The sequence below is a fragment of the Actinoallomurus sp. NPDC052308 genome, from assembly GCF_040679195.1.
GTDB lineage: Bacteria > Actinomycetota > Actinomycetes > Streptosporangiales > Streptosporangiaceae > Actinoallomurus > Actinoallomurus liliacearum.
On record NZ_JBFAUM010000033.1, the window covers coordinates 1 to 23,270 of the forward strand.

The 23,270-nt window shown below is 70.0% G+C and carries 27 protein-coding genes; 7 read left to right on the forward strand and 20 right to left on the reverse strand.

The window, feature by feature from the left end; translation table 11 throughout:
- Window positions 1-110: 110 nt before the first annotated feature.
- The 9 genes from gatB to AB0L00_RS40000 all read right to left on the reverse strand — a co-directional run bounded on the left by gatB (window position 111) and on the right by AB0L00_RS40000 (window position 10,871).
- Window positions 111-1,613 carry an Asp-tRNA(Asn)/Glu-tRNA(Gln) amidotransferase subunit GatB gene (gene gatB / locus AB0L00_RS39960; RefSeq protein WP_364442823.1) on the reverse strand — a complete coding sequence of 501 codons (1,503 nt, stop codon included), beginning with the start codon at window positions 1,611-1,613 and terminating at the stop codon, window positions 111-113.
- Window positions 1,606-2,244, reverse strand: a complete 639-nt coding sequence (locus tag AB0L00_RS39965; RefSeq protein WP_364442825.1) for a DUF4276 family protein — start codon at window positions 2,242-2,244, stop codon at window positions 1,606-1,608. Before AB0L00_RS39965 ends, gatB begins: the two co-directional genes overlap by 8 nt.
- On the reverse strand, window positions 2,244-3,569 hold the full coding sequence (locus tag AB0L00_RS39970; protein ID WP_364442826.1) for an AAA family ATPase: 1,326 nt from the start codon (window positions 3,567-3,569) through the stop codon (window positions 2,244-2,246). The genes AB0L00_RS39965 and AB0L00_RS39970 overlap by 1 nt, the downstream gene beginning before the upstream one ends.
- Before the next feature lie 17 nt (window positions 3,570-3,586).
- A complete protein-coding gene (gatA, locus tag AB0L00_RS39975) occupies window positions 3,587-5,077 on the reverse strand; it encodes an Asp-tRNA(Asn)/Glu-tRNA(Gln) amidotransferase subunit GatA (protein ID WP_364442827.1) in 1,491 nt (496 codons plus the stop codon).
- Between the two features lie 2 nt (window positions 5,078-5,079).
- Window positions 5,080-5,433 (reverse strand): Asp-tRNA(Asn)/Glu-tRNA(Gln) amidotransferase subunit GatC, encoded by a 354-nt coding sequence (gatC, locus tag AB0L00_RS39980; RefSeq protein ID WP_364397217.1) that lies wholly within the window; start codon window positions 5,431-5,433, stop codon window positions 5,080-5,082.
- Window positions 5,434-5,541: 108 nt separating this feature from the next.
- Entirely contained in the window at window positions 5,542-7,638 is a 2,097-nt protein-coding gene (locus AB0L00_RS39985; RefSeq protein ID WP_364442829.1) for an EAL domain-containing protein, read from the reverse strand.
- Between the two features lie 227 nt (window positions 7,639-7,865).
- A complete protein-coding gene (ligA, locus tag AB0L00_RS39990) occupies window positions 7,866-10,031 on the reverse strand; it encodes an NAD-dependent DNA ligase LigA (RefSeq protein WP_364442830.1) in 2,166 nt (721 codons plus the stop codon).
- 131 nt (window positions 10,032-10,162) lie between these two features.
- The gene (locus AB0L00_RS39995; protein ID WP_364442831.1) at window positions 10,163-10,396 is read right to left on the reverse strand and encodes a hypothetical protein; all 234 of its coding nucleotides are present in this window, start codon (window positions 10,394-10,396) and stop codon (window positions 10,163-10,165) included.
- A 22-nt stretch (window positions 10,397-10,418) separates the two neighbouring features.
- The gene (locus AB0L00_RS40000) at window positions 10,419-10,871 is read right to left on the reverse strand and encodes a MarR family transcriptional regulator (protein WP_364442832.1); all 453 of its coding nucleotides are present in this window, start codon (window positions 10,869-10,871) and stop codon (window positions 10,419-10,421) included.
- Between the two features lie 92 nt (window positions 10,872-10,963).
- Between AB0L00_RS40000 and AB0L00_RS40005 the strand changes: the two genes are divergently transcribed.
- A complete protein-coding gene (locus tag AB0L00_RS40005; protein WP_364442833.1) occupies window positions 10,964-11,401 on the forward strand; it encodes an SgcJ/EcaC family oxidoreductase in 438 nt (145 codons plus the stop codon).
- Window positions 11,402-11,489: 88 nt separating this feature from the next.
- Here the strand turns inward: AB0L00_RS40005 and AB0L00_RS40010 are convergent, their stop codons facing one another.
- A complete protein-coding gene (locus AB0L00_RS40010) occupies window positions 11,490-11,966 on the reverse strand; it encodes a DUF1232 domain-containing protein (RefSeq protein ID WP_364442834.1) in 477 nt (158 codons plus the stop codon).
- A 10-nt stretch (window positions 11,967-11,976) separates the two neighbouring features.
- Window positions 11,977-12,327, reverse strand: coding sequence for a hypothetical protein (locus AB0L00_RS40015; RefSeq protein WP_364442931.1), 351 nt, complete (start codon window positions 12,325-12,327; stop codon window positions 11,977-11,979).
- Between the two features lie 30 nt (window positions 12,328-12,357).
- On the opposite strand from AB0L00_RS40015, the gene AB0L00_RS40020 reads away from it, so the two are divergent.
- Window positions 12,358-12,633 (forward strand): pyridoxamine 5'-phosphate oxidase family protein, encoded by a 276-nt coding sequence (locus tag AB0L00_RS40020; RefSeq protein ID WP_364442927.1) that lies wholly within the window; start codon window positions 12,358-12,360, stop codon window positions 12,631-12,633.
- Window positions 12,634-12,646: 13 nt separating this feature from the next.
- Here the strand turns inward: AB0L00_RS40020 and AB0L00_RS40025 are convergent, their stop codons facing one another.
- The 4 genes from AB0L00_RS40025 to AB0L00_RS40040 form a co-directional block, all read right to left on the reverse strand.
- Window positions 12,647-13,441, reverse strand: coding sequence for a hypothetical protein (locus tag AB0L00_RS40025; protein ID WP_364442835.1), 795 nt, complete (start codon window positions 13,439-13,441; stop codon window positions 12,647-12,649).
- A gap of 72 nt (window positions 13,442-13,513) precedes the next feature.
- Window positions 13,514-14,518, reverse strand: coding sequence for a methionine synthase (locus tag AB0L00_RS40030; protein WP_364442836.1), 1,005 nt, complete (start codon window positions 14,516-14,518; stop codon window positions 13,514-13,516).
- Window positions 14,519-14,570: 52 nt separating this feature from the next.
- Window positions 14,571-15,335, reverse strand: a complete 765-nt coding sequence (locus tag AB0L00_RS40035) for an erythromycin esterase family protein (RefSeq protein WP_364442837.1) — start codon at window positions 15,333-15,335, stop codon at window positions 14,571-14,573.
- 11 nt (window positions 15,336-15,346) lie between these two features.
- The gene (locus AB0L00_RS40040; protein WP_364442838.1) at window positions 15,347-15,793 is read right to left on the reverse strand and encodes an SRPBCC family protein; all 447 of its coding nucleotides are present in this window, start codon (window positions 15,791-15,793) and stop codon (window positions 15,347-15,349) included.
- A gap of 124 nt (window positions 15,794-15,917) precedes the next feature.
- On the opposite strand from AB0L00_RS40040, the gene AB0L00_RS40045 reads away from it, so the two are divergent.
- Genes AB0L00_RS40045 through AB0L00_RS40055 form a run of 3 tightly spaced genes read left to right on the forward strand, consistent with a single transcriptional unit; the run spans window position 15,918 to window position 18,321 of the window.
- The gene (locus tag AB0L00_RS40045) at window positions 15,918-16,730 is read left to right on the forward strand and encodes an ATP-binding cassette domain-containing protein (RefSeq protein WP_364442839.1); all 813 of its coding nucleotides are present in this window, start codon (window positions 15,918-15,920) and stop codon (window positions 16,728-16,730) included.
- Window positions 16,727-17,488, forward strand: coding sequence for an ABC transporter permease (locus AB0L00_RS40050; protein ID WP_364442840.1), 762 nt, complete (start codon window positions 16,727-16,729; stop codon window positions 17,486-17,488). The genes AB0L00_RS40045 and AB0L00_RS40050 overlap by 4 nt, the downstream gene beginning before the upstream one ends.
- A 44-nt stretch (window positions 17,489-17,532) precedes the next feature.
- Window positions 17,533-18,321: a MerR family transcriptional regulator gene (locus AB0L00_RS40055; protein ID WP_364442842.1), complete on the forward strand. Its 789-nt coding sequence runs from the start codon at window positions 17,533-17,535 to the stop codon at window positions 18,319-18,321.
- Window positions 18,322-18,326: 5 nt separating this feature from the next.
- Here AB0L00_RS40055 and AB0L00_RS40060 read toward each other — a convergent pair whose 3' ends face one another.
- A complete protein-coding gene (locus AB0L00_RS40060) occupies window positions 18,327-18,728 on the reverse strand; it encodes a nuclear transport factor 2 family protein (protein ID WP_364442844.1) in 402 nt (133 codons plus the stop codon).
- A 92-nt stretch (window positions 18,729-18,820) separates the two neighbouring features.
- On the opposite strand from AB0L00_RS40060, the gene AB0L00_RS40065 reads away from it, so the two are divergent.
- Window positions 18,821-19,372, forward strand: a complete 552-nt coding sequence (locus tag AB0L00_RS40065; RefSeq protein WP_364442845.1) for a TetR family transcriptional regulator — start codon at window positions 18,821-18,823, stop codon at window positions 19,370-19,372.
- A 355-nt stretch (window positions 19,373-19,727) separates the two neighbouring features.
- Here the strand turns inward: AB0L00_RS40065 and AB0L00_RS40070 are convergent, their stop codons facing one another.
- From AB0L00_RS40070 to AB0L00_RS40085, 4 genes are all read right to left on the reverse strand, one after another.
- Entirely contained in the window at window positions 19,728-19,829 is a 102-nt protein-coding gene (locus AB0L00_RS40070) for a DUF397 domain-containing protein (RefSeq protein WP_364442846.1), read from the reverse strand.
- Window positions 19,826-20,653, reverse strand: a complete 828-nt coding sequence (locus AB0L00_RS40075; RefSeq protein WP_364442847.1) for a helix-turn-helix transcriptional regulator — start codon at window positions 20,651-20,653, stop codon at window positions 19,826-19,828. The genes AB0L00_RS40070 and AB0L00_RS40075 overlap by 4 nt, the downstream gene beginning before the upstream one ends.
- Before the next feature lie 109 nt (window positions 20,654-20,762).
- Window positions 20,763-21,386: a hypothetical protein gene (locus tag AB0L00_RS40080; RefSeq protein WP_364442848.1), complete on the reverse strand. Its 624-nt coding sequence runs from the start codon at window positions 21,384-21,386 to the stop codon at window positions 20,763-20,765.
- A 125-nt stretch (window positions 21,387-21,511) separates the two neighbouring features.
- Window positions 21,512-22,057 carry an XRE family transcriptional regulator gene (locus tag AB0L00_RS40085; protein ID WP_364442849.1) on the reverse strand — a complete coding sequence of 182 codons (546 nt, stop codon included), beginning with the start codon at window positions 22,055-22,057 and terminating at the stop codon, window positions 21,512-21,514.
- Window positions 22,058-22,109: 52 nt separating this feature from the next.
- Between AB0L00_RS40085 and AB0L00_RS40090 the strand changes: the two genes are divergently transcribed.
- Entirely contained in the window at window positions 22,110-23,270 is a 1,161-nt protein-coding gene (locus AB0L00_RS40090; RefSeq protein ID WP_364442850.1) for a pyridoxal phosphate-dependent aminotransferase, read from the forward strand.

Consider the following 23,270-nt stretch of genomic DNA (forward strand, 5'->3'; position numbering starts at 1 on the left):
GTGACGCTCACGCCGGAGCCGCGCGCGTCACCGAGGTCAACAACCTCGTCACCCGGTTCTTCGACGCGCAGAAGATGATGCGTCAGTTGCCGTCCTGGCCGGGTCGGCCGTCAGCTCGTGAGCTTCTCGATGATCAGCTCACGGGCCCGGCCGGCGTCGGCCTGACCGCGCGTCGCCTTCATGACCGCGCCGACCAGCGCGCCCGCCGCCGCGACCTTGCCGCCACGGATCTTGTCCGCGACGTCCGGGTTGGCGGCGATGACCTCGTCGATGACCGAGCCGAGCTGGCCCTCGTCGCTGACGACCTTCAGGCCGCGCTTCTCGACGACCTCGTCCGGCGTGCCCTCGCCGGCGAGCACGCCGTCGAAGACCTGCCGGGCCAGCTTGTCGTTGATGCTGCCCTCGGCGACGAGCGCGCTCACCCGCGCGACGCCGGCCGGGGTGACCGGCAGCGAGGCCAGGTCGACACCCTGCTCGGTGGCCCGCCGGGACAGCTCGTTCATCCACCACTTGCGGGCCGCGGCCGGGTCGGCGCCCGCGCGCACGGTGTCCTCGATCAGATCGAGCGCGCCGGCGTTGACGATGTCCTGCAGCTCCTTGTCGGCGACGCCCCACTCGTCCTGCACCCGGCGGCGGCGGGCGGCGGGCAGCTCCGGAAGGCCGGCGCGCAGCTGCTCGACCCACTCGCGCGACGGCGCCATCGGCACCAGGTCGGGCTCGGGGAAGTAGCGGTAGTCCTGCGCCTCCTCCTTGCTGCGCCCGCTCGTCGTCGTGCCGGTGGCCTCCTGGAAGTGCCGGGTCTCCTGGATCACCTTGCCGCCCGCGTCCAGGACGCCGGCCTGCCGCTCGATCTCGAACCGGACGGCGCGCTCGACGGAGCGCAGCGAGTTGACGTTCTTGGTCTCGGTGCGGGTGCCCCACTCGGACGCGCCCTTGGGCATCAGCGAGACGTTCACGTCGCAGCGCATCGAGCCCTGCTCCATGCGCACGTCCGAGACGCCGACCGCGCGTACGAGCTCACGCAGTTCGGTGGCGTACGCCCGCGCGACCAGCGGCGCCTTGTCGCCCGTCGCGACGATCGGCTTGGTCACGATCTCGACGAGCGGGATGCCGGCCCGGTTGTAGTCGACGAGAGAGTGGTCGGCCCCGTGGATCCGGCCGGTGGCACCGCCGACGTGCAGCGACTTGCCGGTGTCCTCCTCCATGTGGACCCGCTCGATCTCGATGCGGTACGTCTCCCCCTCGACCTCGACGTCGAGGTAGCCGTCGACGCAGAGCGGCTCGTCGTACTGCGAGATCTGGAAGTCCTTCGGCATGTCCGGATAGAAGTAGTTCTTCCGGGCGAAGCGGCACCACTCGACGATCGAGCAGTTCAGCGCCAGGCCGATCTTGATGATGCCCTCGATCGCGGAGCGGTTCGTGACCGGCAGCGACCCGGGCAGCCCCAGGCAGACGGGACAGACCTGGGTGTTCGGCTCCGCGCCGAACTCGGTCGCGCACCCGCAGAACATCTTCGTCTTCGTGCCCAGCTCGATGTGGGTCTCGATGCCCAGCACCGGCTCATATCTCGCCAGCGCCTCGTCGTACGGCACGAGCGTCGTCGTGTCAGCCATGCTGGTATCCCAGCCTCTCCAATGCTTCGATCATCTCGTCCCACCAGTCTCTGAAGGCGGGAACCCTTCGCAGTACGTCGATCTGGACGGTCGTGCCCACCCGGATCACATAGTCGCGTACGCCATGCTCACCGGTGGCCTTCCGGCCGGCGACCTGCCGAACGATCGCCTCGAACTCCTCTTTCGGCCGGAGTACGGAATGCACCCGCTCCGGTTCGAATCCGGGTTCGGGAAGCTTACGGACGCGCAGCGCGGTCCTGATCGCCTCAGGATCGGCCAGGAGCCACGCCTCGGTCTCCCGCACCGGAACCACGGGGACGAGCGGCTCCCGGTAGCCGGCCTCTTGCCAAGCCTCCCGCATCCGCTTGATCACCAGGTCGGACTTTCCCGGCGGAGCCCCATCGTGGTGGTACAGCGCGACGTCGAACGTCCCGAGCTCCGCCTCGATCGCCCGCACCACGGAGTCCGGGTGCTGGTTGCCGGCCTCGGGCAGGGATCGGATCTCCTGGACCTCGCCACAAGCCGGGAAGCGTTCCCGGCACATGTCCTGCAGAGCGCGCTGCAGCACCACCGGAAGGAACCAGTCGTCGGACGGCCCCTCGCGTACGAGGACACAGCTAAGGCTACGCATCAGACCGGTTCCTCGACTCCGGCCCGAAAGCGGCGAAGCTCGGAATCGGTGATCCGCGCCCAGCGCTCGCCGGAGCCGGTCACCGGGCCACCTGGCTCGCGGATCCAACGCACCCGCGTCACGTGGCTCGCCACTCCGCCTTCCAGGACGGTCGTCGTGTCGAGGAAGACGATCCGGTCTCGCTCGACCACGTCAAGGATCACCGGTGAATGACTCGTCACCAAAGCCTGCCTGAGCGACGCGAGCTGGAAGGCGCCGGGCCGTAGCTCATCGTTGGGATCCGCTCGGATATCGCTCACCAACTCCTGGATCAACGCCAGGAGATGCCGCAGGCGTTCGGGGAACACGCCGTTCTCCGGTTCTTCCACCGCCACTAGGCCAGCTCCCGGATCATGCAGAGCCGCCAAGATAGCGAGCATCCGGAGAGTCCCGTCAGAAGCGAACTCCGCGCCGACCGGGCCGGTGTACGGGGAGGAGAATTCCAGCCTGACGTCTCTTCGTCGCTCGTCCTCGACGATCTCGAACCCGCTGACCTCACGAACCAGTCCGACAAGATGCGTCTCGATGTCGGCGACCACCCCGAGGGGGCGGTTCTCGCCTCCCGTCCGCCGGCTCAACCAGCGAAGGAAGTTCGGCAGGTGGCGTCCGTGTACGTCCATGAACTCCGGGCCACCCATCTCGCTGGACGCACGAAGCGCGCCGGCCTCAAGATGGAGAGTCCGAATGTAGAGGAGTTCCGCCTCGACCCTACCGACGATCTCATCGTCCACGGGGTCCTCGCCCCGATGCGAAAGCAGCAGGGAAAGGACGGACGACTCTCGTGCGGCTGCGGCGGCACGCCTTTCGATCACTCTGGGCCGCGCCTCGTAGGAGAGATACGCTTCCTGCCACTTTTCAGCCGCGCCGAACCTGACCGGCCACGTATCCGCCCGAAGGTCCAGCGAGATGAGGCGTTGGGCGTCCGCAACCAGACCTTCCAGCCGACCGGGTGGTGCTCCCCACGAGAGCTCCAGCTCGTACCGCCAGCGACTCGGTAGAGCGTCACCCCAAAAGGGCGAGGGCTGGAAAACGAATTCGGCGGCGAATCGGATCTTTTCGCAGCGAGATCTGTCCCCGCGCTGCCGGAACAGTCCACGCGCGTCACCGCGTACGGCCGCGACCGCATCGTCGAGCCCTTCCGTGGCCGCGAGCGCGAAGAACGTCAGTGCCTCGACGAGGTTGGACTTGCCGCTGGCGTTGGTGCCGATGATGGCGAGGAACGGCGGCAGGTCCAGGCTGAAGTCCGAGAAGGACTTGAAGCCGTCGATCTCGATGCGGGTGATCATGCCGCCGTTCCTCCCCCCTACAGTTCGGGGGCCTTGGCCAGGAGCGGGCCGCCCCAGCGGTCCTGCAGGGCCCGCTCGACGGCGGCGCCGACACGGTAGACCCGGTCGTCGGCGAGGACCGGCGCCATGATCTGCAGACCGACCGGCAGGGAGTCCTCGTCCGCCAGGCCGCACGGCACCGAGATCGCGGCGTTGCCGGCGAGGTTGGACGGGATCGTGCACAGGTCGGCGAGGTACATCGCCATCGGGTCGTCGGCGCGCTCGCCGATCGGGAACGCGGTCGTCGGCGTCGTCGGCGAGATCAGCACGTCCACCTGCTCGAACGCGGCGTCGAAGTCGCGCGCGATCAGCGTGCGGACCTGCTGGGCCTTGCCGTAGTAGGCGTCGTAGTAGCCGCTGGACAGGGCGTAGGTGCCGAGCATGATCCGGCGCTTGACCTCCGGCCCGAAGCCCGCGGCGCGGGTGAGCGCCATGACCTCCTCGGCCGAGCGGGTCTCGTCGTCGCCGACGCGCAGGCCGTAGCGCATGCCGTCGAACCGGGCCAGGTTGGACGAGCACTCCGACGGCGCGATCAGGTAGTACGCCGGCAGGGCGTAGGTGAAGTGCGGGCAGGACACCTCGACGACCTTGGCGCCGAGCGACTCGAGCAGCTCGACCGCCTCGTGGAACCGCGCCAGCACTCCCGGCTGGTAGCCCTCGCCGCCGAACTCCTTGACGACGCCGACGCGCAGGCCGGCGACCTCGGCGCGGCGCGCCGCCTCGACGACGGGCGGCACCGGCTGGTCGATCGAGGTGGAGTCCATCGGGTCGTGCCCGGAGAACACCTCGTGCAGGAGCGCGGCGTCCAGCACCGTACGGGCCAGCGGGCCCGGCGTGTCGAGCGAGGACGCGAACGCGATCAGGCCGTACCGGGAGGACCCGCCGTAGGTCGGCTTCATGCCGACGAGGCCGGTGACCGCGGCGGGCTGGCGAATCGAGCCGCCGGTGTCGGTGCCGGTCGCCAGGGGCGCCTCGTACGCGGCGACGGCCGCGGAGGAGCCACCGGACGAGCCGCCGGGGATCGTGTTCAGGTCCCACGGGTTGTGCGTGGCGCCGAACGCGCTGTTCTCCGTCGAGGAGCCCATCGCGAACTCGTCCATGTTGGTCTTGCCGAGGATGACCAGCCCGGCCTCGCGCAGCCGCCGCGTGACGGTCGCGTCGTACGGCGGACGCCAGCCCTCCAGGATCTTGGAGGAGGCGGTCGTCGGCATGTCGGTGGTCGTGAAGACGTCCTTGTGCGCGATCGGCACTCCGGCCAGCGGGCCCAGCGCCTCCCCCGCCGCGCGGCGCTCGTCGACCGTGCGGGCCTGCGCGAGCGCGGTCTCCGGGTCGACGTGCAGGAACGCGTTGACGGAGTCCTCGACGGCGGCGATCCGGTCGAGGTGCGCCTGGGTGACCTCGACCGCCGACGCCTCGCCGGAGGAGATCAGCCCGGCCAGCTCGGCCGCGGTCTTCTTGATGATTTCCATGCTCACGCCTCCTCGTCGAGAATCCGCGGGACCTTGAAACGCTGCTCCTCTGCGGCGGGCGCGCCGGACAGCGCCTGGTCGGGCGTGAGCGAGGGCCGCACTTCGTCGGTGCGGAAGACGTTGGTCAGCGGCAGCGCGTGCGAGGTCGGCGGGATGTCCTCGGCGGCGACCTCCTGGACGCGCGCGACCGCGGAGATGATGTCATCGAGCTGGGTGGCGAGGTGGTCGAGCTCGTCCTCGCGCAGCGCCAGCCGGGACAGCCGGGCGAGGTGCGCGACCTCATCGCGGGTGATGGCTCCGCCGCCGCGGGCCTGGCCCGCGGCGGCGGAGCCTTGGGCGGCGTGCTCGTTAAGCATGTCGAAACCGTTTCTGCGATCGATGGGTTCTCAGCCATCCTAGAGGGCGGCTGGAACCGGCCACGACCGGTTAACAAGCGGTTTACGCAGGCCTGGTGAGGAGGCGCCTCAGAGCGCGGCGCCCTCAGGCGCCTGGAGCTTCGTGACGTGCTCGCGCAGCCAGTCGGTCGCCTCCGCCGCGGTCATCGGCGGCTGGAAGTGGTAGCCCTGGCCGGCGTCGCAGCCCAGGTTGCGCAGGAGGTGCTCGGTCTCGGGGTTCTCGACGCCCTCGGCGACCGAGCGCAGGCCGAGCGTGCGGGCCAGATCGATGATCGACCGGACGATGATGGCGTCGTCGCCCGCCTCGCGGAGCCGGCTGACGAAGGAGGCATCGATCTTGATCTCCTCGACCGGCAGGCTCTTCAGCCGGACGAGCGAGGAGTAGCCGGTGCCGAAGTCGTCCAGGCTGAGCGGGATGCCCAGTGCGGCGAGCGCCTGGACGGTGTCGGCGGCGTAGGCCGGTTCGTTCATCAGGATCCGCTCGGTGATCTCCAGCTGCAGCGCCTGCGGCGGCACCTCGTGCCGGAGCAGCCCGGCCGCGATCATCTCGGTGAGCGCCGAGTCGAGCAGGTCACGGCCGGAGGCGTTGATGGCGACCTGGACGCGCAGCCCCGCCTTCCACCAGCGCGCGACCTGGGTCAGCGCGGCGTCGACCACGAAGTCGGTGATGCCGCGCATGAGGTAGGTCTGCTCGGCGATCGGCAGGAACTGCTCCGGGGTCAGCAGGCCCTTCTGCGGGTGCCGCCAGCGCAGCAGCGCCTCCATGCCGACCGGGCGGCCGTTGCCCAGGAACAGTTTGGGCTGGAAGAACAGCTCCAGCTCGCGGCGGTCGATGGCGCGGCGCAGCTGCCCCTGCCGGCCGAGGCGTTCGGGCGAGTTTCGGTCCCGATCGGGTGAATAGATCTCTACCCCGGTGCGGTTTTCCTTCGCCACGTACATCGCAACGTCGGCGCGCTGCAGCAGCAGTTCGAAGTCGGGCGCGTGGTCGGGGTGGAGCGCGATGCCGACGCTGGCCTCCAGGTCGAACGACATCCCGTCGAGGCGCACCGGTTCGTTCAGCGCGGCCCGGAGCCGCGCCGCGACCTCGCGGGCGCCGCGTGCGTCACGCACGGTGGGCAGCAGCACCGCGAACTCGTCGCCGCCGAGCCGCGCGACCAGGTCACCGGGCCGCACGCTGTGGGTGAGACGGTGCGCGACGAGCTGCAGGAGGCGGTCGCCGGTCGGGTGCCCGAGCGTGTCGTTGACCTCCTTGAACCGATCCAGGTCGAGGAGGAACAGGCCGACCCGCCGGGGCGGCTCGTGGTCCCGGCCCCGCGCGGTGAGGGCCCGCTCGGCCTCGTGGCGCGCCTGTGCAAGCGCTTCCTCGGTGCGCATGATGAGGAGCTTGCGGTTGGGCAGGCCGGTGAGGCCGTCGTGCAGGGCCTGGTACTCGCGGCTGACCGACACCGAGGCGTTGATGTAGACCGCGATGAACGGCAGGACGAACAGCGGGACGAACGCCGCCGACCAGCTCATCACCACGACGACCAGCGGCGCCAGCCCGAGCAGCGCGCTGTGCACGAGGAGTTGCAGGCCGAGGTTCCAGCGCATGGTCTTGAGCACGGAGGTGCGCTCGTGCAGCGCGATCGCGGCGTTGACCAGCACGAGGTTGACCAGGAAGTACGCGACCCCGGCCAGCAGCGTGGTCGGCAGGTCGAGGGCGTGCGGCGTCCACGGGTGCGTCGGCGACGCCGTGACGCCGGACATCAGCAGCACCAGCCCCGCCGCGGCGAAGCTCAGGGTGTACTGCCCGACGTTGAAGGCGGTGCGGTGCAGGGCCCGCCGGCGCAGCATGCCGGTCGCCACCGTGGCGATGGCGTGCAGGAGCAGCGCGGTCGGCAGACCGGCGTAGATCAGCGTGGCGAAGGTGAAGGTCGTGGAGACCGTCGCGCCGGTGGTCTCGGTGGAGCCCGGCGTGATGATCGGCTTGAGCTCGCCGGACACGATCAGCAACGCCAGGATCCAGAAGAGCGGGGCGCCGACCAGCGTCCGAAGGTCGCCGACGCTCAGGTAGGCGAGCGAGGTGGCAAGGGCCGCGACGCCGACCACCGTGACACAGACGACGTAGCTCCACAACGGAGAGCCACGCCGCGGGACCGTGTCCCGCGTGTTATTCGGGTCCTTCATCACGTCCTCGGGGGGTTACACCCAAACCTTGCGTTTTGGGGGGAGGCGATGGTGTTTGGACGGACACAAGTAGTGCTGAGGGGAGACTACGACGTCCGAGCAACTTCGCGGAACCGATTGCGCACGTTGCGTTACGCCTACACCCGGCCGCCGAACCACCCCTCAGTAATCAATCGATACCGTACAGTATCGCCTCGCAGGTCAGCATGACCAGATTCTGGGGACAATCACTCCTCTCCGACGGTCGCGATTTCCGTGGCCGCATCCGGCCCCTTCTCCAGCAGCACCTGGAAACCCGCCTCGTCCAGCAGCGGAACCCCCAGCTTGACCGCCTTGTCGTACTTCGACCCCGGGCTCTCCCCGTAGACGACGAACCCGGTCTTCTTCGACACCGAGCTGGACACCTTGCCGCCGAGATTCTGCACGGCCTCGGTCGCGGAGTCGCGGCTGAAGCCCTCCAGCGACCCGGTGATGACGACGGTCACGCCCTCCAGCGGCCGCGGCCCCTCCGCGGCGCCCTCGTCCTCCATCCGCACGCCCGCCCGGCGCCACTTCTCGACGATCTCGCGGTGCCAGTCGACGGCGAACCACTCCTTGACCGACGCCGCGATCGTCGGGCCGACGTCCTCGACCGCCGTCAGCTCCTCCTCCGACGCCTCGGCGATCCGGTCCAGCGAACGGAACTCCCGCGCCAGCGCCTGCGCGGCCGTCGGCCCGACGTGCCGGATCGACAGCGCGACCAGCACCCGCCACAGCGGCTGCTTCTTGGCCTTCTCCAGCTCCTCGAAGAGCTTCTCGACCGTCTTCTTCGGCTCACCGGACTTGTTCGCGAAGAAGGTGACGACCTTCTCCTCGCCCGTCTTCTCGTCGATCTTCGGAAGGCCGGTGCGCTGCTCGCGGACCACCGACTTGATCGGCAGCAGCTGCTCGACGGTCAGGTGGAACAGGTCGCCCTCGTTCTTGACCGGCGGGTCCGCCGGCTCCAGCGGCTGGGTGAGCGCGGTCGCCGCGACGTAACCGAGCGCCTCGATGTCGAGCGCGCCCCGGCCGGCCACGAAGTAGAGCCGCTCCCGGAGCTGCGCCGGGCACTCCTTGGCGTTCGGGCAGCGGATGTCGACGTCGCCCTCCTTCTGCGCGCGCAGCTCGGTGCCGCACTCCGGGCACACGCTCGGCATGACGAACTCCCGCTCGGTGCCGTCGCGCAGGCCGTCCACCGGGCCGACGATCTCCGGGATGACGTCGCCCGCCTTGCGCAGGACGACCATGTCGCCGATCCGCACGCCCTTGCGCTTGACCTCGTCGGCGTTGTGCAACGTGGCGTACGCGACCGTGGAGCCCGCCACCTTGATCGGCTCCATCACGCCGTACGGTGTCACCCGCCCGGTGCGCCCGACCCCGACCTTGATGTCGAGGAGCCGGGTGTTGACCTCCTCCGGCGGGTACTTGAACGCGATCGCCCAGCGCGGCCACCGGCTGGTCGAACCCAGCCGCCGCTGCAGCGCGAGCTGGTCGACCTTGACCACGACGCCGTCGATCTCGTACGCGGGCTCGTGCCGGTGCTCGCCGTAGTACTCGATGAACTCCCGTACGTCGTCGAGGCCGTCGACGACCTTGTACCGGTCGCTGACCGGCAGCCCGAACGACCGCATGATCTCGTAGGAGTCCGACTGGCTGTCCGGCTGCCTGCCACCGCGCCACGCGCCGAACCCGTGCACGATCATGCTCAGCGGACGCCGCGCCGTGACCCGCGGGTCCTTCTGCCGCAGCGAGCCGGCCGCGGCGTTGCGCGGGTTGGCGAACGGCGCCCTGCCCGCCTCGACCAGCCCCTCGTTCAGCTTCTCGAACGCCTCGACCGGCAGGTAGACCTCGCCGCGCACCTCCAGCAGCTCCGGAACGTCGTCGCCCTCGAGCTGGAGCGGCACGGCGTCGATCGTGCGGATGTTGTTGGTGACGTCCTCACCCGTACGCCCGTCGCCGCGCGTCGCGCCGCGGACGAGCCGGCCGTTCTCGTACGTCAGGTTGACCGCCAGCCCGTCGATCTTCAGCTCGCACAGGAAGTTGGCGACGGAGCCGACCTCCTTCTCCGCGCGGGTCAGCCACGCCGACAGGTCATCGGTGCTGAAGGCGTTGTCCAGGCTCTGCATCCGCTCGAGGTGCTCGACCGTCGCGAAGTCGGTCGTGATCGGCGCGCCGACCTTCTGCGTCGGCGAGTCCGGCGTGACGAGCTCGGGATGCTCGTCCTCGATCGCACGGATTTCCCGCATCAGCCGGTCGTAGTCCGCGTCGCTGATCGTCGGGGAGTCGAGGACGTAATAGCGGTAGTTGGCCTCGTCGAGCTCCTGAGCCAGCTCCGCATGACGCTGCTGAACCGCGTCGGGTACGCCTGTCGCCACGTGTCTCTCCCTGCCTGCGACTGCCACTGTCTCTTAGTGTCTCGCGTGCCACCGACACTTCTGACCTGCGGCTCGGGGGCAGGCGCGGCTCCGCGGGCGGCCTTCGTCCGCCTCCGCGGCGCGCGCTCCCCTTAGAAGATCGCGTGGCCGAGCGCGACCAGGATCGCGGCGGCGAAGCACAGCACCGTCATGCCGGCGAGCGCGGCGAACGACCAGCCGAGCAGGGGCAACAGTGTCCCCCAGGGACGCGGGTTCGAGCGGATAGGCACGCCGGGCTCCAGCCGGACCCGCCTGGGGAGGACGCACAGCACCAGCAGCGCGAGAGCGGCGAGGCTCCCGATCCCGAAGACCCCTGCGAGACCCAATGCGGCGTTCGACAGGCAGCCGTCAACCGGTCCGCTCGCCGTGGAGCTCCGTCGTGGCCTCCAGGTAGGCGTCGGCGGCGCGCGCGAAATAGTCGAAGAGGACGGCCCGCTCCTCGGGCGAGTAGCCCTGGACGATGGCGCCGATCTTCTGACGGGCCGGGGCCAGAGCCTCGTCGAGACCGCCGGGGCCGGCGACGAGTTCGACGATGACCTTGCGGCGGTCGTCCGGGGCGGGGACGCGACGCACGTAACCGGCCTGCTCCAGGCGGTCGATCAGCCGGGTGGTGGGCCCGGTGGTCAGGCCGGTGCGGCGACCAAGCTCGCCGGGCGTCATGGAGCCGCCCAGCTCCAGGATGTTCAGCGCGTACAGGTCGGTCGCGCCCAGGTCGACGGCCTTGGCGCTGGCCTGGCCGTGCAGCAGCACGGCGCTGAGATAGCGCCGGTACACCGCTCCCGCGTCCTCGGATGTTGACACGTCCCATGCCCCTCTCTCATCTCTTCCCCAGAGAAGATAAGTCTCTGGAGAAGTAAGTTCTCAAGAGAAGTTACCACGAGGGAGTTTGGACCATGGACTCTTCCACCGCCGCCGTCGCCGCCGTCCTGGACCGTCTCACCGCCGCCTGGAACGCCGGCGACGGGCCCGCCTACGGCGCGGAGTTCACCGCCGACGCCACCTACATCACCTACGTCGGCACGCTCTACATCGGCGGCACGGAGATCGGCACCGCCCACCAGGCCCTGTTCGGGAGCTTCCTCAAGGGCACCCGGCTCGCGAGCGAGATCGTCGACATCCGCTTCACCGGCCCCGACACCGCCGTCGTCATCACCCGCGGCGACGTCCACAAGGGGCGGCGCCCCGGCAGGCGCCACAAGATCCAGACCTACACCCTGGTCCGTCAGGAGACCGGGGACTGGAAGGTCGCCGCCTTCCAGAACACCAAGCACAAGGCCCTCATGGAGGCCATCTCCTTCAAGACCCAGCCCGCGACCAGGCCCGCCGCCTGACCACACCGCACCCGACCGGAGACCTGTCCCCCCGGACGCCGGGGGATCTCGTCCTGAGGTCGGCAGCGCACTGCCACCCGCGCACGGGTCACCGCCGCCTGAGTATTCGCCCTCGTTTCGGCGTCCGATCCGCCGGCGGTGCCTCCTCACTCGTCGCGGGCGGTGTGGCGCCGGCGAGGCGCAGGATCGCGGTCAGGCCGTCGCCGCCTCCGGGCCAGTGGTGTTCGACCGCTTCCGGGCCGGCGTGGCGGATGACCGAGCGCAGCGCGAGGACGACGATGATGGCGTCGTCGGCGTACCCGATGATCGGGATGAAGTCGGGTACCAGGTCGATCGGGAGCAGCAGGTAGGCCAACAGCAGCCACAGCCGGATGCGTACGCCGCGGGGCAGGGTGGGATCGGCGGCCAGGCGTTTGAGCAGGCGTATCAGGTCGGGCAGCATCCGCAGGGCTTCGCGCAGCACCGTCAGGTCGAAGCGACCCTTGGTGATCCACAGGGCGGAGATGACCACGAGCCACAGCGCGGCGAGCCCGGCCACGACCGCGATCACTATGTCCCAGAGCATGATGGCGTCCTCAGTGCCGGCCGGTGAGGAGGCCGTGGACCTCTCGGACGGCATAGAACACCAGTACGTAGCCGGCGAGGGGATCGGCCCACCACCAGCCGGCCGCGGCGTTCAGAACCAGCCCGGTCAGGACCGCACCGGCCAGGACCGCGTCGACGAGCGTGACGTGGCCCTCCGCGGACAGGACCGGGCTGCCCAGGGCCGCGCCGGTGCGGGCCTTTCCGTAGGCGAGGGCGGCGATGGCCGCGGCGGCCAGGACCGCGACGCCGGCCACGTTCCAGCCGAGCGTGAGGTACTCCAGCGCGAAACCGCGCCGCAGCAGACGGGCCAGGTCCGCGGGGACCGGCGGCGGCGCGTTCATGACCGGCAGTCTGCCAGCGCCGACCTGCTCATCTCCACTGCCGCAGGACGGCGCAAGGAGACGAATCTGCGCCGTGATCCCCGGGCCAGCCTCACCGTCTTCGACCGGAACGACCCGCTGCGGTACGCCGAGGTGCGCGGCACGGCCGTGATCACCGAGGACGTCGGCAGGCGGCCGGCCGTCGAGCCGGCCGAGCAGTACGAGGGGTCCGGCGCCGACCAGGAGTACCTCGACCTGCCGCCAGAGGTGATCCGCGTGGTCGTCCGCATCACCCCGCACCGGGTGGTCGGCACCGCCACCGACTGACCCGCGCGGGCCGTCAGAAGATGAGCGCGAGCAGGTGGCCGAGAAGAGCGGACAGGGCGGCCAACACCAACGAGGCGCCGAACAACGGGACGAAGATGGACAACAGCGTTCCCCAGGGCTGGGGGTTCTGCCGCAGCCGCTTCAAGCCGCCGACCTTGATGTTCTTCGGCGCCACGCAGAGCACGACGAGCAGGAACGCGGCGAGGGCGACGATGCCGAAGGCGGTCGCGAGGTTCGTCCCGGCGTTCGCCGCACCCGGCCGGAGGTACCCGCCGTCGGGCTTGCGACGCACCGTGACGGGCCTGCCGACCTCGATCCGGGCGTCGCGGACCCGAGCCGACCGGTCGACCGATCCGCCCTTGGCCGGCACGAACGTCCCCGTGCAGACGTGCGAGCCGTCCTTGCCGGATCCAGTGGTGTGGCACCGTACGGCCGTGAACGTGCCCTGGGTTCCGGACAGCCCGGACGAGTAGCGGAAGTCGTCCAACGGGAAGGTCACCAGCCAGCCCGCCAGGGCGAGGACTCCCACCGCGACGAGCACGCCGACCGAGACGAGCAACACGCTCAGCGGAGACCCCGCCGTGGCGTGCCTGATCCGCTTCTCCCTGGTCGCGGGCCGCTTTCGCCGGGTGGCGGGCCTGGTCGTCTTCCGCTCCCCCGCCGCGGCGCTCTTCTTACGCCCGCCCGCGGCAGTGCTCCTTTTCCGCCCGGCGGCGGGCCGGCTCTTCGCCCCGGCGGCGGAGCCGCGCTTCTTCTCCCCGTCGGCGGGCTCTTCCTCGGCGTCCCGTACCGCTCGCGACGGCGCCATGGCAGCTACCTCTCCCTGTTCTGTTGTGATCCGGCCGAACCTTCGTCGTCTGGGACGCGCGGTCGGTTCCGCTCAGTCCTCGGCGGTCTCGGCCAGCACCCGCGCCGCCTCGCCGCAGTGCTTCAACGCGGCCCGTACGTAGCCGGGGCTCGCGCCGGCCAGGCCACACGCGGGGGTGACGACGACGCCCTCGGCCAGGACCCGCGGGGAGAAGCCGAGACGCCGCCACAGCTCCTGGACGCGACCCAGCGACTGCTTCGGCGTCGGCAGGCGGGTGTCCGTGCCGGGAACGATGCCGAGGAGGAACCCGGCGCCCGCCTCGACGGCCTCGCCGATCGCGTCCTCGTCCGCGCCGCGCAGGGACGCGGCGTCGACCGAGATCGCCTTCGCGCCCGCGCCCCGCAGCAGGCCGTACGGGGTGCGCGGAGCGCAGGAGTGCACGATCGGGAAGGCGTCCGTCGCCTCGATCACCCGTCGCAGACCGTCCTCGGCCAGCGGGGCCTCGACGGCGGGGAGCCGCGAGAACCCGCTCGCGGTCGGCACGGTTCCGGCCAGGACACCGGGCAGGCCGGGCTCGTCGAGTTGCAGCAGGATCGTCGCGCGCGGGAGCCTGCGGCGTACGTCGGCGACGTGCGCGGCGACGCCCTCGGCGAGCGAGGCGATCAGGTCGCGTACGGCCCCGGGGTCGCGGAGCGCTCGGTCGCCGTGCCTGAGCTCGATCGAGGCGGCGAGGGTCCACGGCCCGGTGATCTGGATCTTGAACGGTCCCTCGTAATCCCCCGCCTGCTCTTCCAGAGTGTCGAGGTCGCGGGCGAGCATGCTGTGGGCGCGGATCGTGTCCCGGCCCGGCCGGTCGGCGAACCTCCACCCCGACGGCTGCAGCGCGACGGCCAGTTCGACGAGCAGTCCGGCGGCACGTCCGATCATGTCCGCGCCGGGCCCGCGCGCGGGCAGCTCCGGGAGGTACGGCAGGTCGGGAAGCTGGTCGAGGACGATCCGCAGCGCCTCGGCGGGATCGTCGCCGGGGTGGGAGCCGACACCGGTCGCGGTCCCGATGGTCCACGGAAGATCAGGCACAGCAGAAGCCTAGAGCCTGAAGACCGGATCTTCGGCCGCCGCCGACCGCGCGTCAGGCGGGCAGCGGCTGGAGGAGGCGGGCGGGGGTGACCTCCTCGGTGTGGATGACGACGTCGAACCAGGTCCGCAGCGATCCGCCCGCCATGAAGTAGGCCGCGTCGTCCGCCGGGTCGTAGAACGGACCGATCAGCCGCGTCTTGGTGGCCGCGTCGAGCCGCCGGTGTACGGGCTCGGGCTGCGGCTCGCGGAGGTCCAGAACGTATCCCGCCCGGCCGGAGACGGCCTCGCTCAGCACCGAGTCGACGAACTGCGCGCTCGGCCGGGGAAGGGGCACGCCGATCGAGCCGTGCCCCACGGTCAGCCCGATCGACCGATAGTCCTGGCCCATTCGTTCCCGCAGGTGACCGCCCATGTTCCGATGAGTCTGGGGCGGTGCGGCCTGGGAGATCGTACGGGGGTCTCCGACGGCGGTGTGCGCCGTCCCTCCCCAGTACACGATCTTGTCGCCGGTGCGTTCCCGCCACCAGGCGACGCCCTCGGCCAGCGTCCGCTCGAGCCCGGCGAGGCCGTCGAGCGGTGTCACGTCCTGCGCCGTCCGGTCCGGAGCCTCGGCGAAGCGCACCGGGTCGTCCGGGTGCCGGCGGTTGTACGACCTCATCCAGCGGACGGCGTCAAGGATCTCCTCCGTCCGCCAGAACGCCCGCGCCCCGGCCAGCATCGCGCGCGGATCCCCGTCGCCGGTGGCGATGTAGGCGGCCAGCCCGAGCCGTACGGGGTCGTCGCCTTCCAGGGCCAGCGAAACTGCGGTTGAGGTCAAGCGGAGACGCTCTACAACCGGTACGCCGCCTCCTCGCCGACCGGCGCCGGCGGCGCCGTCGACTCGATCGCCTGCTTCATCTCGATCGCGCCGCGTTCGACCCGGATCCGGATCTCGGGTTCGAGCGCGTGCGGCAGCACGTCGGTGGTCCAGATGAGCCGGCCCGCCCTGTCCCCCTCGGGTCGGACCTCGAAGGAGGCGTGGTGGTGCTCGGTCGGCGGCCGCGCGCCCTCGACGACGGAGTAGGCCAGGCGGCGCGCTCCGTCGTCGATGGCGACGATCAGCTCACGGATCACGTGCCCGTCGGGGAAGGTCAGGAACCGCTGGTCGCCCTCGAGGCGGGTCCCGGCCACCCGGCCGGGCAGGAGGCGCTCGTGCACGGCACCGACGTCGCGGATGACGTCCCAGATGTGGTCGGGAGACGCGTCGATGACGATCTCGTGGCGGATGGAGGCCACGCCGGCTCCTCGCGGTAGGAAGGACAGGTCGCGATCAAGGTAGTGCCTCGACGTGCTCGCGCCCCCTCGGCACCGCCCCGCGGGCTTGACCTTGCCGCTGCGTCAACCCTTCATTCTGGCGGTCATGAGCCTCCCACCGACAAGACCTGCGATCCGCGTGCAGGGCCTGGAGAAGTCTTACAAGGAGCTACGTGTGCTGCGCGGCGTGGACTTCGACGTGGAGCGTGGCAGCGTTTTCGCCCTGCTCGGCTCGAACGGAGCGGGCAAGACCACGATTATCAGAATCCTCTCCACACTGCTGAAGGCGGACGCGGGCACGGTCGACGTGAACGGTTTCGACGTCGCCGCGCAGCCGGCCAAGGTGCGGGAGTCCTTCAACCTCACCGGGCAGTTCGCCGCCGTCGACGAGATCCTCACCGGGCGGGAGAACCTCGTACTGGTCGCGAAGCTACGGCATCTCAAGAACCCCGGCGCGGTGGCGGACACCCTGCTGCGACGTTTCGCGCTGACCGATGCGGCCACGCGGAAGGTGGCGACGTATTCGGGTGGCATGCGTCGCCGCCTCGACATCGCGATGAGCCTCATCGGCGACCCGCCGGTGATCTTCCTCGACGAGCCGACGACCGGGCTGGACCCGCAGGCGCGCGTCGAGGTGTGGCGAACCGTGAAGGAACTCGCCGAGTACGGCACGACGGTGCTGTTGACGACCCAGTATCTCGACGAGGCGGAAGAGCTCGCGGACCGGATCGCGATCCTGCACAAGGGCCGGATCATCGTCAACGGCACCCTGGACGAGCTGCGGAGGCTCCTGCCGCCCGCCAAGGTCGAATACGTCGAGAAGCAGCCCACTTTGGAGGATGTCTTCTTCGCCGTCGTCGGCGAGAACGGGAAGAACGACGAGAACGGCATCGCCGACCAGGGTGACGAAGACCGATGACCACGCACTTCTTCAGCGACACGGCCGTCCTCACCGGGCGTTCCCTCAAGCACGTCACGCGCAGCGTGGACACCATCATCACCACCGCGATCGTCCCGGTGGCCATGATGCTGATGTTCGTCTACGTGTTCGGCGGCGCGATCCAGCACGGGTCGGGCACCTACGTGTCCTACATGCTGCCCGGCATCCTGCTCATCACGATCGCGTCGGGCATCTCCTACACCGCGTTCCGGCTGTTCACGGACATGCAGGCCGGCATCTTCGAGCGCTTCCAGTCCATGCCGATCGTCCGCTCCGGCGTGCTGTGGGCGCACGTGCTGACCTCGCTGATCGCCAACCTCATCTCGCTCGCGATCGTCGTTGGCGTCGCCTTCCTCATGGGCTTCCGCACCGGGGCGACCGTGGGCGCCTGGCTCGCGGTCGCCGGCATCCTGATCCTGTTCACCCTCGCGCTGACGTGGATCGCCGTCATCCCGGGCCTCACCGCGAGCAGCGTGTCCGGTGCGAGCGCCTTCTCCTACCCGCTCATCTTCCTGCCGTTCATCAGTTCCGCGTTCGTGCCCACCGGCACGATGCCCGGCCCGGTGCGCTGGTTCGCCGACCACCAGCCGGTCACGCCGATCGTGAACACGATCCGCGACCTGTTCGCCCGGCACCCGGTCGGCGCCGACATCTGGACCGCCCTCGCCTGGTGCGTCGGCATCCTCGTTGTCGCCTACCTCGTCGCCGGCATCTCCTACCGTCGCAAAATCTCCTGAGGCGGCGTCGACCGGATCTGCGCGAGTCGAGGCAGGATCACAGCATGCTGACGATCGGTCAACTGGCGGCGTATGCCGGCGTCACGGCGCGGGCGGTGCGGCACTACCACCAGATCGGCCTGCTGCCCGAGCCGGAGCGGGACGCTTCGGGTTACCGGCGGTACGGCGCGAAGGCCGTCGTGGCCCTCATCAAGATCCGTACCCTCGCCAACGCCGGCGTGCCGCTGTCTCAGATCGGTCAGATGCTCGAAGCCGACGCTTCGACCTTCGCCGAAGCGGTCCGAAGGATCGACGGCCACCTGCGCGACGAGATCGAACGGCTGGAGACCAGCCGCGAGCAGATCGCGCAGCTCGCCGCCGGGGACAGTCTGGCGCTCCCACCCGAGGTGGTCTTCTATCTCGATCGGCTTCGGGAGATCGGGGTGTCAGAGCGGATGGTGGAGGCCGAGCGGGACGGGTGGATCCTGGTCGCGGCGCGCTGGCCCGAGCGTGTCCGCGAGTTCATGCCCGGGAAACTCGCGCAGCTCGATGACCCGCGACTCGTTCGGCTCTATGAGGTCCTGTCGGAGCTCGTGGAAAACGACGAAGGCGACGACGATCCCCGTCTGCGGGAAGCCGCCGACCTCATGGCCGACATGGCCGAGCAGGCATACACCTCCGGCGAGATCAACTTCGGCGAGATGGCGTACGACGATCTGTCGTTCGACCTCCTGGACGCACTCGCCGTCGAGTCCGACCCGCGGGCGCAGCGGATGCTGGACCTGATGCGCGAACGTGGCTGGGACGGTTGGACCCGGTTGGAGCGGCTGTCGGAGCCGCCCGACCCGCACTAGCGGGTTCAGGCGGCGGTCAGGTTTGGAAGCGCGTTCGCGCCCACGTAGTCGCGGAAGAGGACGATCCGGCCGTCGCGGATCCGGAAGACCTGGATGGAGGGCACTTCGATCGTCGCGCCCGTGGTGGTGAGCCGTACGACCGAGACCAGCTCGAGGATCACCACCTCGGGGTCCGAGGTCCGATGGACCTGCACGGTGCGCAGGTCGATGATCTCGACCGGCATCTGGTCGGCGCGCGCCGAGAACTCCCGGATCGTCTCCCGGCCCTCCAGCCGAGCCGGAAAGCCGTCGACCGCGAACGGCATCTCCAGCACCGCGTCCTCCGCGAAGAGATCGGCGAACTTCGCCAAGTCGCCGGCGACGAGCAGACGCCGACGCCGCTCCAGGACCTCCAGTGGGTCGTGCATGCCAGGCCTCCCATTGAACGATTGTTGAACGAATGGTTCAACGACTGTAGAACGAACCTGGCCCGTCGTTCAACCGCCGTAGAATGATTCGTGTGAGCAGCCGGGCCGAACAACGACGCAACACCGAGGCCCGGATCCTGGCGCAGGCCCGCCGGCTGTTCGCCGAGACCGGTTACGACCGGACCACGATCCGTGCCGTGGCGACGGCCGCCGAAGTGGACCCGGGCCTGGTCATGCACTACTTCGGCAGCAAGGAAAAACTCTTCGCACGGGTCACCGAGGGCGGGACTCCCCCGATTCCCGGCGGCACTCCAGAAGAGGTTTCCGAGCAACTACTCGATCTTCTGCGCAGTTCGCTGGCGGACGAACCCGTCGAGTCGCTGGCCATCCTGCGGTCGATGCTCACCCATCCCGAGGCCGCCCACGAGGTACGGGTCGCGTCCCGCGACCACCGGGACCCGATCAGCGAGGCCATCCCCGACGACCAGGCCGACCTGCGCGCGGCCGTGGTCAGCGCGGTCCTGATCGGCCTTGCCGTCGGCCGACACCTGATCAAGCTCGACCACCTGGCCGACGCCGACCCGGATCAGATCGTCGAGCTCCTGCGCCCCTCGATCCGCTCCCTCACCAAAGCCGACGACTGACCGACACCGACGTCCGCGAAGTCTCGGTGAAACGGGGGTCGGTTCGCCTTGGGAAAGGGGCGAAATCCTGCAACCCGGGCGGTCGCGGTCGAGTTTTCCGAGACTTCTGGACGTGGCGGAACTTGGGCCGCCGTCAACGCCCCAGATCGCCGTCGCCGGCGGCACCGAAATCCTCGGCGTTACGGGAAGGGCCGGGAGCGATGCCACCTCGACGCACTCGGTCGCCCCTCAGCCTCCGGTGGTCTAGCTGCTTTTACGCCATATGGTCATCGACCATCGCTCGAGAGCCGTGTCACTTCGACGCAGTCGGTGGTTCCCCCAGCGCCGGTGCTGTAGCTGCTCTTACATCAAGCCATCATAGATTCTCAATCTCGTCGCCGGAGATCTCTGCGACTTCGACGCATTCGGTCGTTCCTCCGCCACCGGTGGTGTAGCTGCTCTTACGCCATACCGTCATAGGTCCTCAGCCATCCTCATCAAGAGGTCGCGGGTCTGGTCCTCATTCAACGCCTGCGCGGCGATTCGGTCGAATCGGATGGCCACGCTAACGGCCTCCGCCTGGTCGTCGATCACCCTGCCGACGTCAAGCGTCGTCCCGGCGAACGCAGCCAGACGCCGACCGGGAAGCTCGAAGAACCAGAACCAGCCGTCGATGCCGATATGCGGCGCAGCCGTGAGCGGGACGACACGAAGGGAGACCTGCGGCAGCCTGCTGCATTCGATCAGGTGATGGAACTGAGCTTTCATGACTGCCGGGTCGCCCATCGGTCGTAATGCGGCCTCGTCGAGGACGGCCCAGATGAGGGGCGGCTCAGGACGGCGCTCCAGGATCGCCGCCTGGTGGCTCATTCGTCGCGCAAGGGCGGCATCGAGGTCATCGATCAGCCCCGCGCCGTGGCCGACGGATAGAAGTCCACGGGCGTAATCCTCCGTCTGAAAGGGAAGCGGGACGAAGCTGTTGTAGAAGATCTTGAGCTGATCCGATCCGCGTTGGTAGCGGTCGACCAAGGCGGGCCAGTCGGGGTTGTGGCTTAGGCGGGCGAAGCGGCGGAGGCGGAGGAAGAGGCCACCCGTGTCCCAGGCCTTGTCGAGACGGTCGGCCTGGATGCGGGTGAGCTTGTTGCGGCCCGCTTCGGCGTTTGAAACCCCGTGTTTGTTGACGCCGATGATGTGCCCGACCTCGGTCTGCGACATTCCGCGCTTCTGGCGCTCGTAGCGCAGGTGGAACGCGATGGCGTTCCAGAGGGACTCGTCGGGGTCGAGGTTCTCGGCCGCGGTCATCGCTGCCTCCGGGGGGTTCGAAGGTCGATTTGAATCTTCCGTGTCACTCTGTCCACCGCCTGGGGACATCACCCCGGCGCGGACGGCGGCAAGGTCGTCTGGGCGCGCTTCACGACGCCGGCTCGGCCGTGACGCCCGGCGCACGCCTCCGGCGACGGTAGTAGTGCACGGTCAGCAGGCCGAGCAGCGGCCCCCAGGCGACCAGCGGACCGTACGCGACGACGAACACGACGGACTGCCATCCGTGCACGACGAGGCCGGTGCGGTGCGAACCGTCGATCATCCGGCCGAGACCCGACATGAGCAGGGCGTACGGGAAGATCAGTAGCGCGACGGCGCCGAGGCCCGCCGGAATCACGGCGGCGAGGGTCGGCACCCGCCGGCCGCCGAGTCCGGGGATCCAGCGCGGCACCGTCTCACCCCATTCGCCGACCAGCCCGAAGGCCAGGTAGGCCAGCGCTTCGCTGACGACGCTGAGCGCGACCACGTACCAGAGACCGTTGAACACCACGGCTCCGTGGCCCGGGACGGGTGCCGTGGACCGTTCGAGCAGGGGGACGTGGAAGGTGATCGCCGCGATCCGCCAGGTACAGGAGGGCAGGACGGTCAGCGTCGTCGCGTACGCCGCCCACACCGCCCATCGGGGAACCCCGGCCGCCGTCCGGCCGTGCAGCCGCGCCAGGGCGCGGTGAACCGTGGAACGTCCGGGTGCGGGGGCGGCGTGCGCGCTCATCGCGGTCCTCCTGCGGGCGAGTGTCTGCGTGTCATCACCCCAAGATCGCAAGCGGTCCCGTACCCGCACCTCCCTCACGAAGGGGATAACGTCCACCTCGCGAGGGAGCGGCCCTGGGCCGCCGGTCAGGGTTCGGGATGCAGCATCAGGAGTACGGCACGGTTGCGCGTCCCACGGCCCTGGTAGACGTGCGGACTCGCCGCGTCGAAGCGGATGGAGTCGCCCGTCTCCAGCTCCGCGGCCGCGTCGGCGGGACCGGTGGTGACGCTCCCCTCCGTCACGACGAGGCACTCCTCCACGCCGGGCAGGTGGGCGTCCGAGTGCTGCTCGGCGCCGGCGACCTCGATGTCGTACACCTCGACGGTGCCGCGGATCCTGATGCGGTGGAGCAGCCGGGCGCCGACGGCGTCGCCTTCGGCGCGCGGCCGGTCGTCCGTCGCCCGTACGACCTCGACGGCCGAGGCGGGTGCCTCCAGCAGCTCGCCGAGCGGCACCTTCAGCGCCGTGGCCAGCGCCCACAGCGTGCTCAGCGTGGGGTTGGCCTGACCCAGCTCGATGCCGTGCAGCGTCGTCTTGCCGATCCCGCCGGCCGCCGCGAGATCCGCCAGGGAGATGCCCGCCGCGGTGCGCAGCCTCCGCAGGTTGCCGCCGACCACTTGCCCTACGTCCATGCGTATCAGCATAGTGGTATGCCCGTACCGGCATAGCGAACGGAGATCATGCATGACCGTCACCAGGCTCCGCGACATTCCCGGGATCGGCGTGGACGTCGTCGGGGACGCCGCCGACGCCGTCGCCGACCCGGGGTTCCTGCGGCTGGAGAACCTCGACACCGACCTCAGGCCGCCCGCCGTCGCCCTCGGCGTCACCCGCGCGGCCGTCGACGACGACGCGGCCAACAGCTATCTGCCCTTCCAGGGACATCGATCGCTCCGGGCGGCGGCCGCCGCGCACGTGGGCCGGATCGCCGGGCGCGCGTACGATCCGGCCACCGAGTGCGTCAGCGTGGCGGGCGGACTGAACGGCGTCCTCAACACGCTGCTGGCCACGGTCGAGCCGGGCCAGGAGGTCGTGCTGTGCGACCCCGTCTACGCCGGATTGGTGAACCGGGTGCGCCTCGCGGGCGGGGTGACGCGCTTCGTCCCGGCCGAGGCCACGACGGAGGGCTGGTCCGTCGACCCCGAGCGGCTCGCGGCGGCCGTGGGCCCGCGGACCGCGGCGGTCCTGATGATGAGCCCGGCCATGCCGACCGGCCTCGTGCTCGACGACCGGCACTGGGCGGCGCTCGCGGACGCATGCGAGCGCCACGGCGCCTGGCTGATCTACGACGCGGCCATGGAGCGCATCCGGTTCGACGGCCGGCCGCCGAGCCATCCGGCGTCCCACGAGGGGCTGGCGCGGCGGACCATCACCGTGGGGTCGGCCTCGAAGGAACTGCGGATGATCGGCTGGCGGGTCGGCTGGGTCGTCGGCCCCGCCGACATCCTCGCCGACGTCCGGCTGGTCGGCCTGACGAACGTCGTCTGCCAGGTCGGCCTCGCCCAGGACGCGGTCGCCGCCGCGCTGGACGCACCGGACGCCGACGCCGACGTGGCCGCCGCGACTGCCGAGTGGGGGCGGCGCTGCGACACGGTGCTGCGGGAGCTCGCCGCGTACCCGGTCGTCCGACCGCAGGGCGGCTGGTCGCTGCTCATCGACACCGATCCCCTGGAGCTGAGCCCGGCCGACCTGTCCCGGCGCCTGTTCGACCGGGCGAAGGTGGCGGCCACGCCCATGGACGGCTGGGGCCCGAGCGGGAACCGGTACCTGCGGCTGGTGTTCGCGAACGAGCCGGTCGACCGTCTCACGGGTCTCGGCGACCGGTTCCGCCGAGCGCTCGGCTGA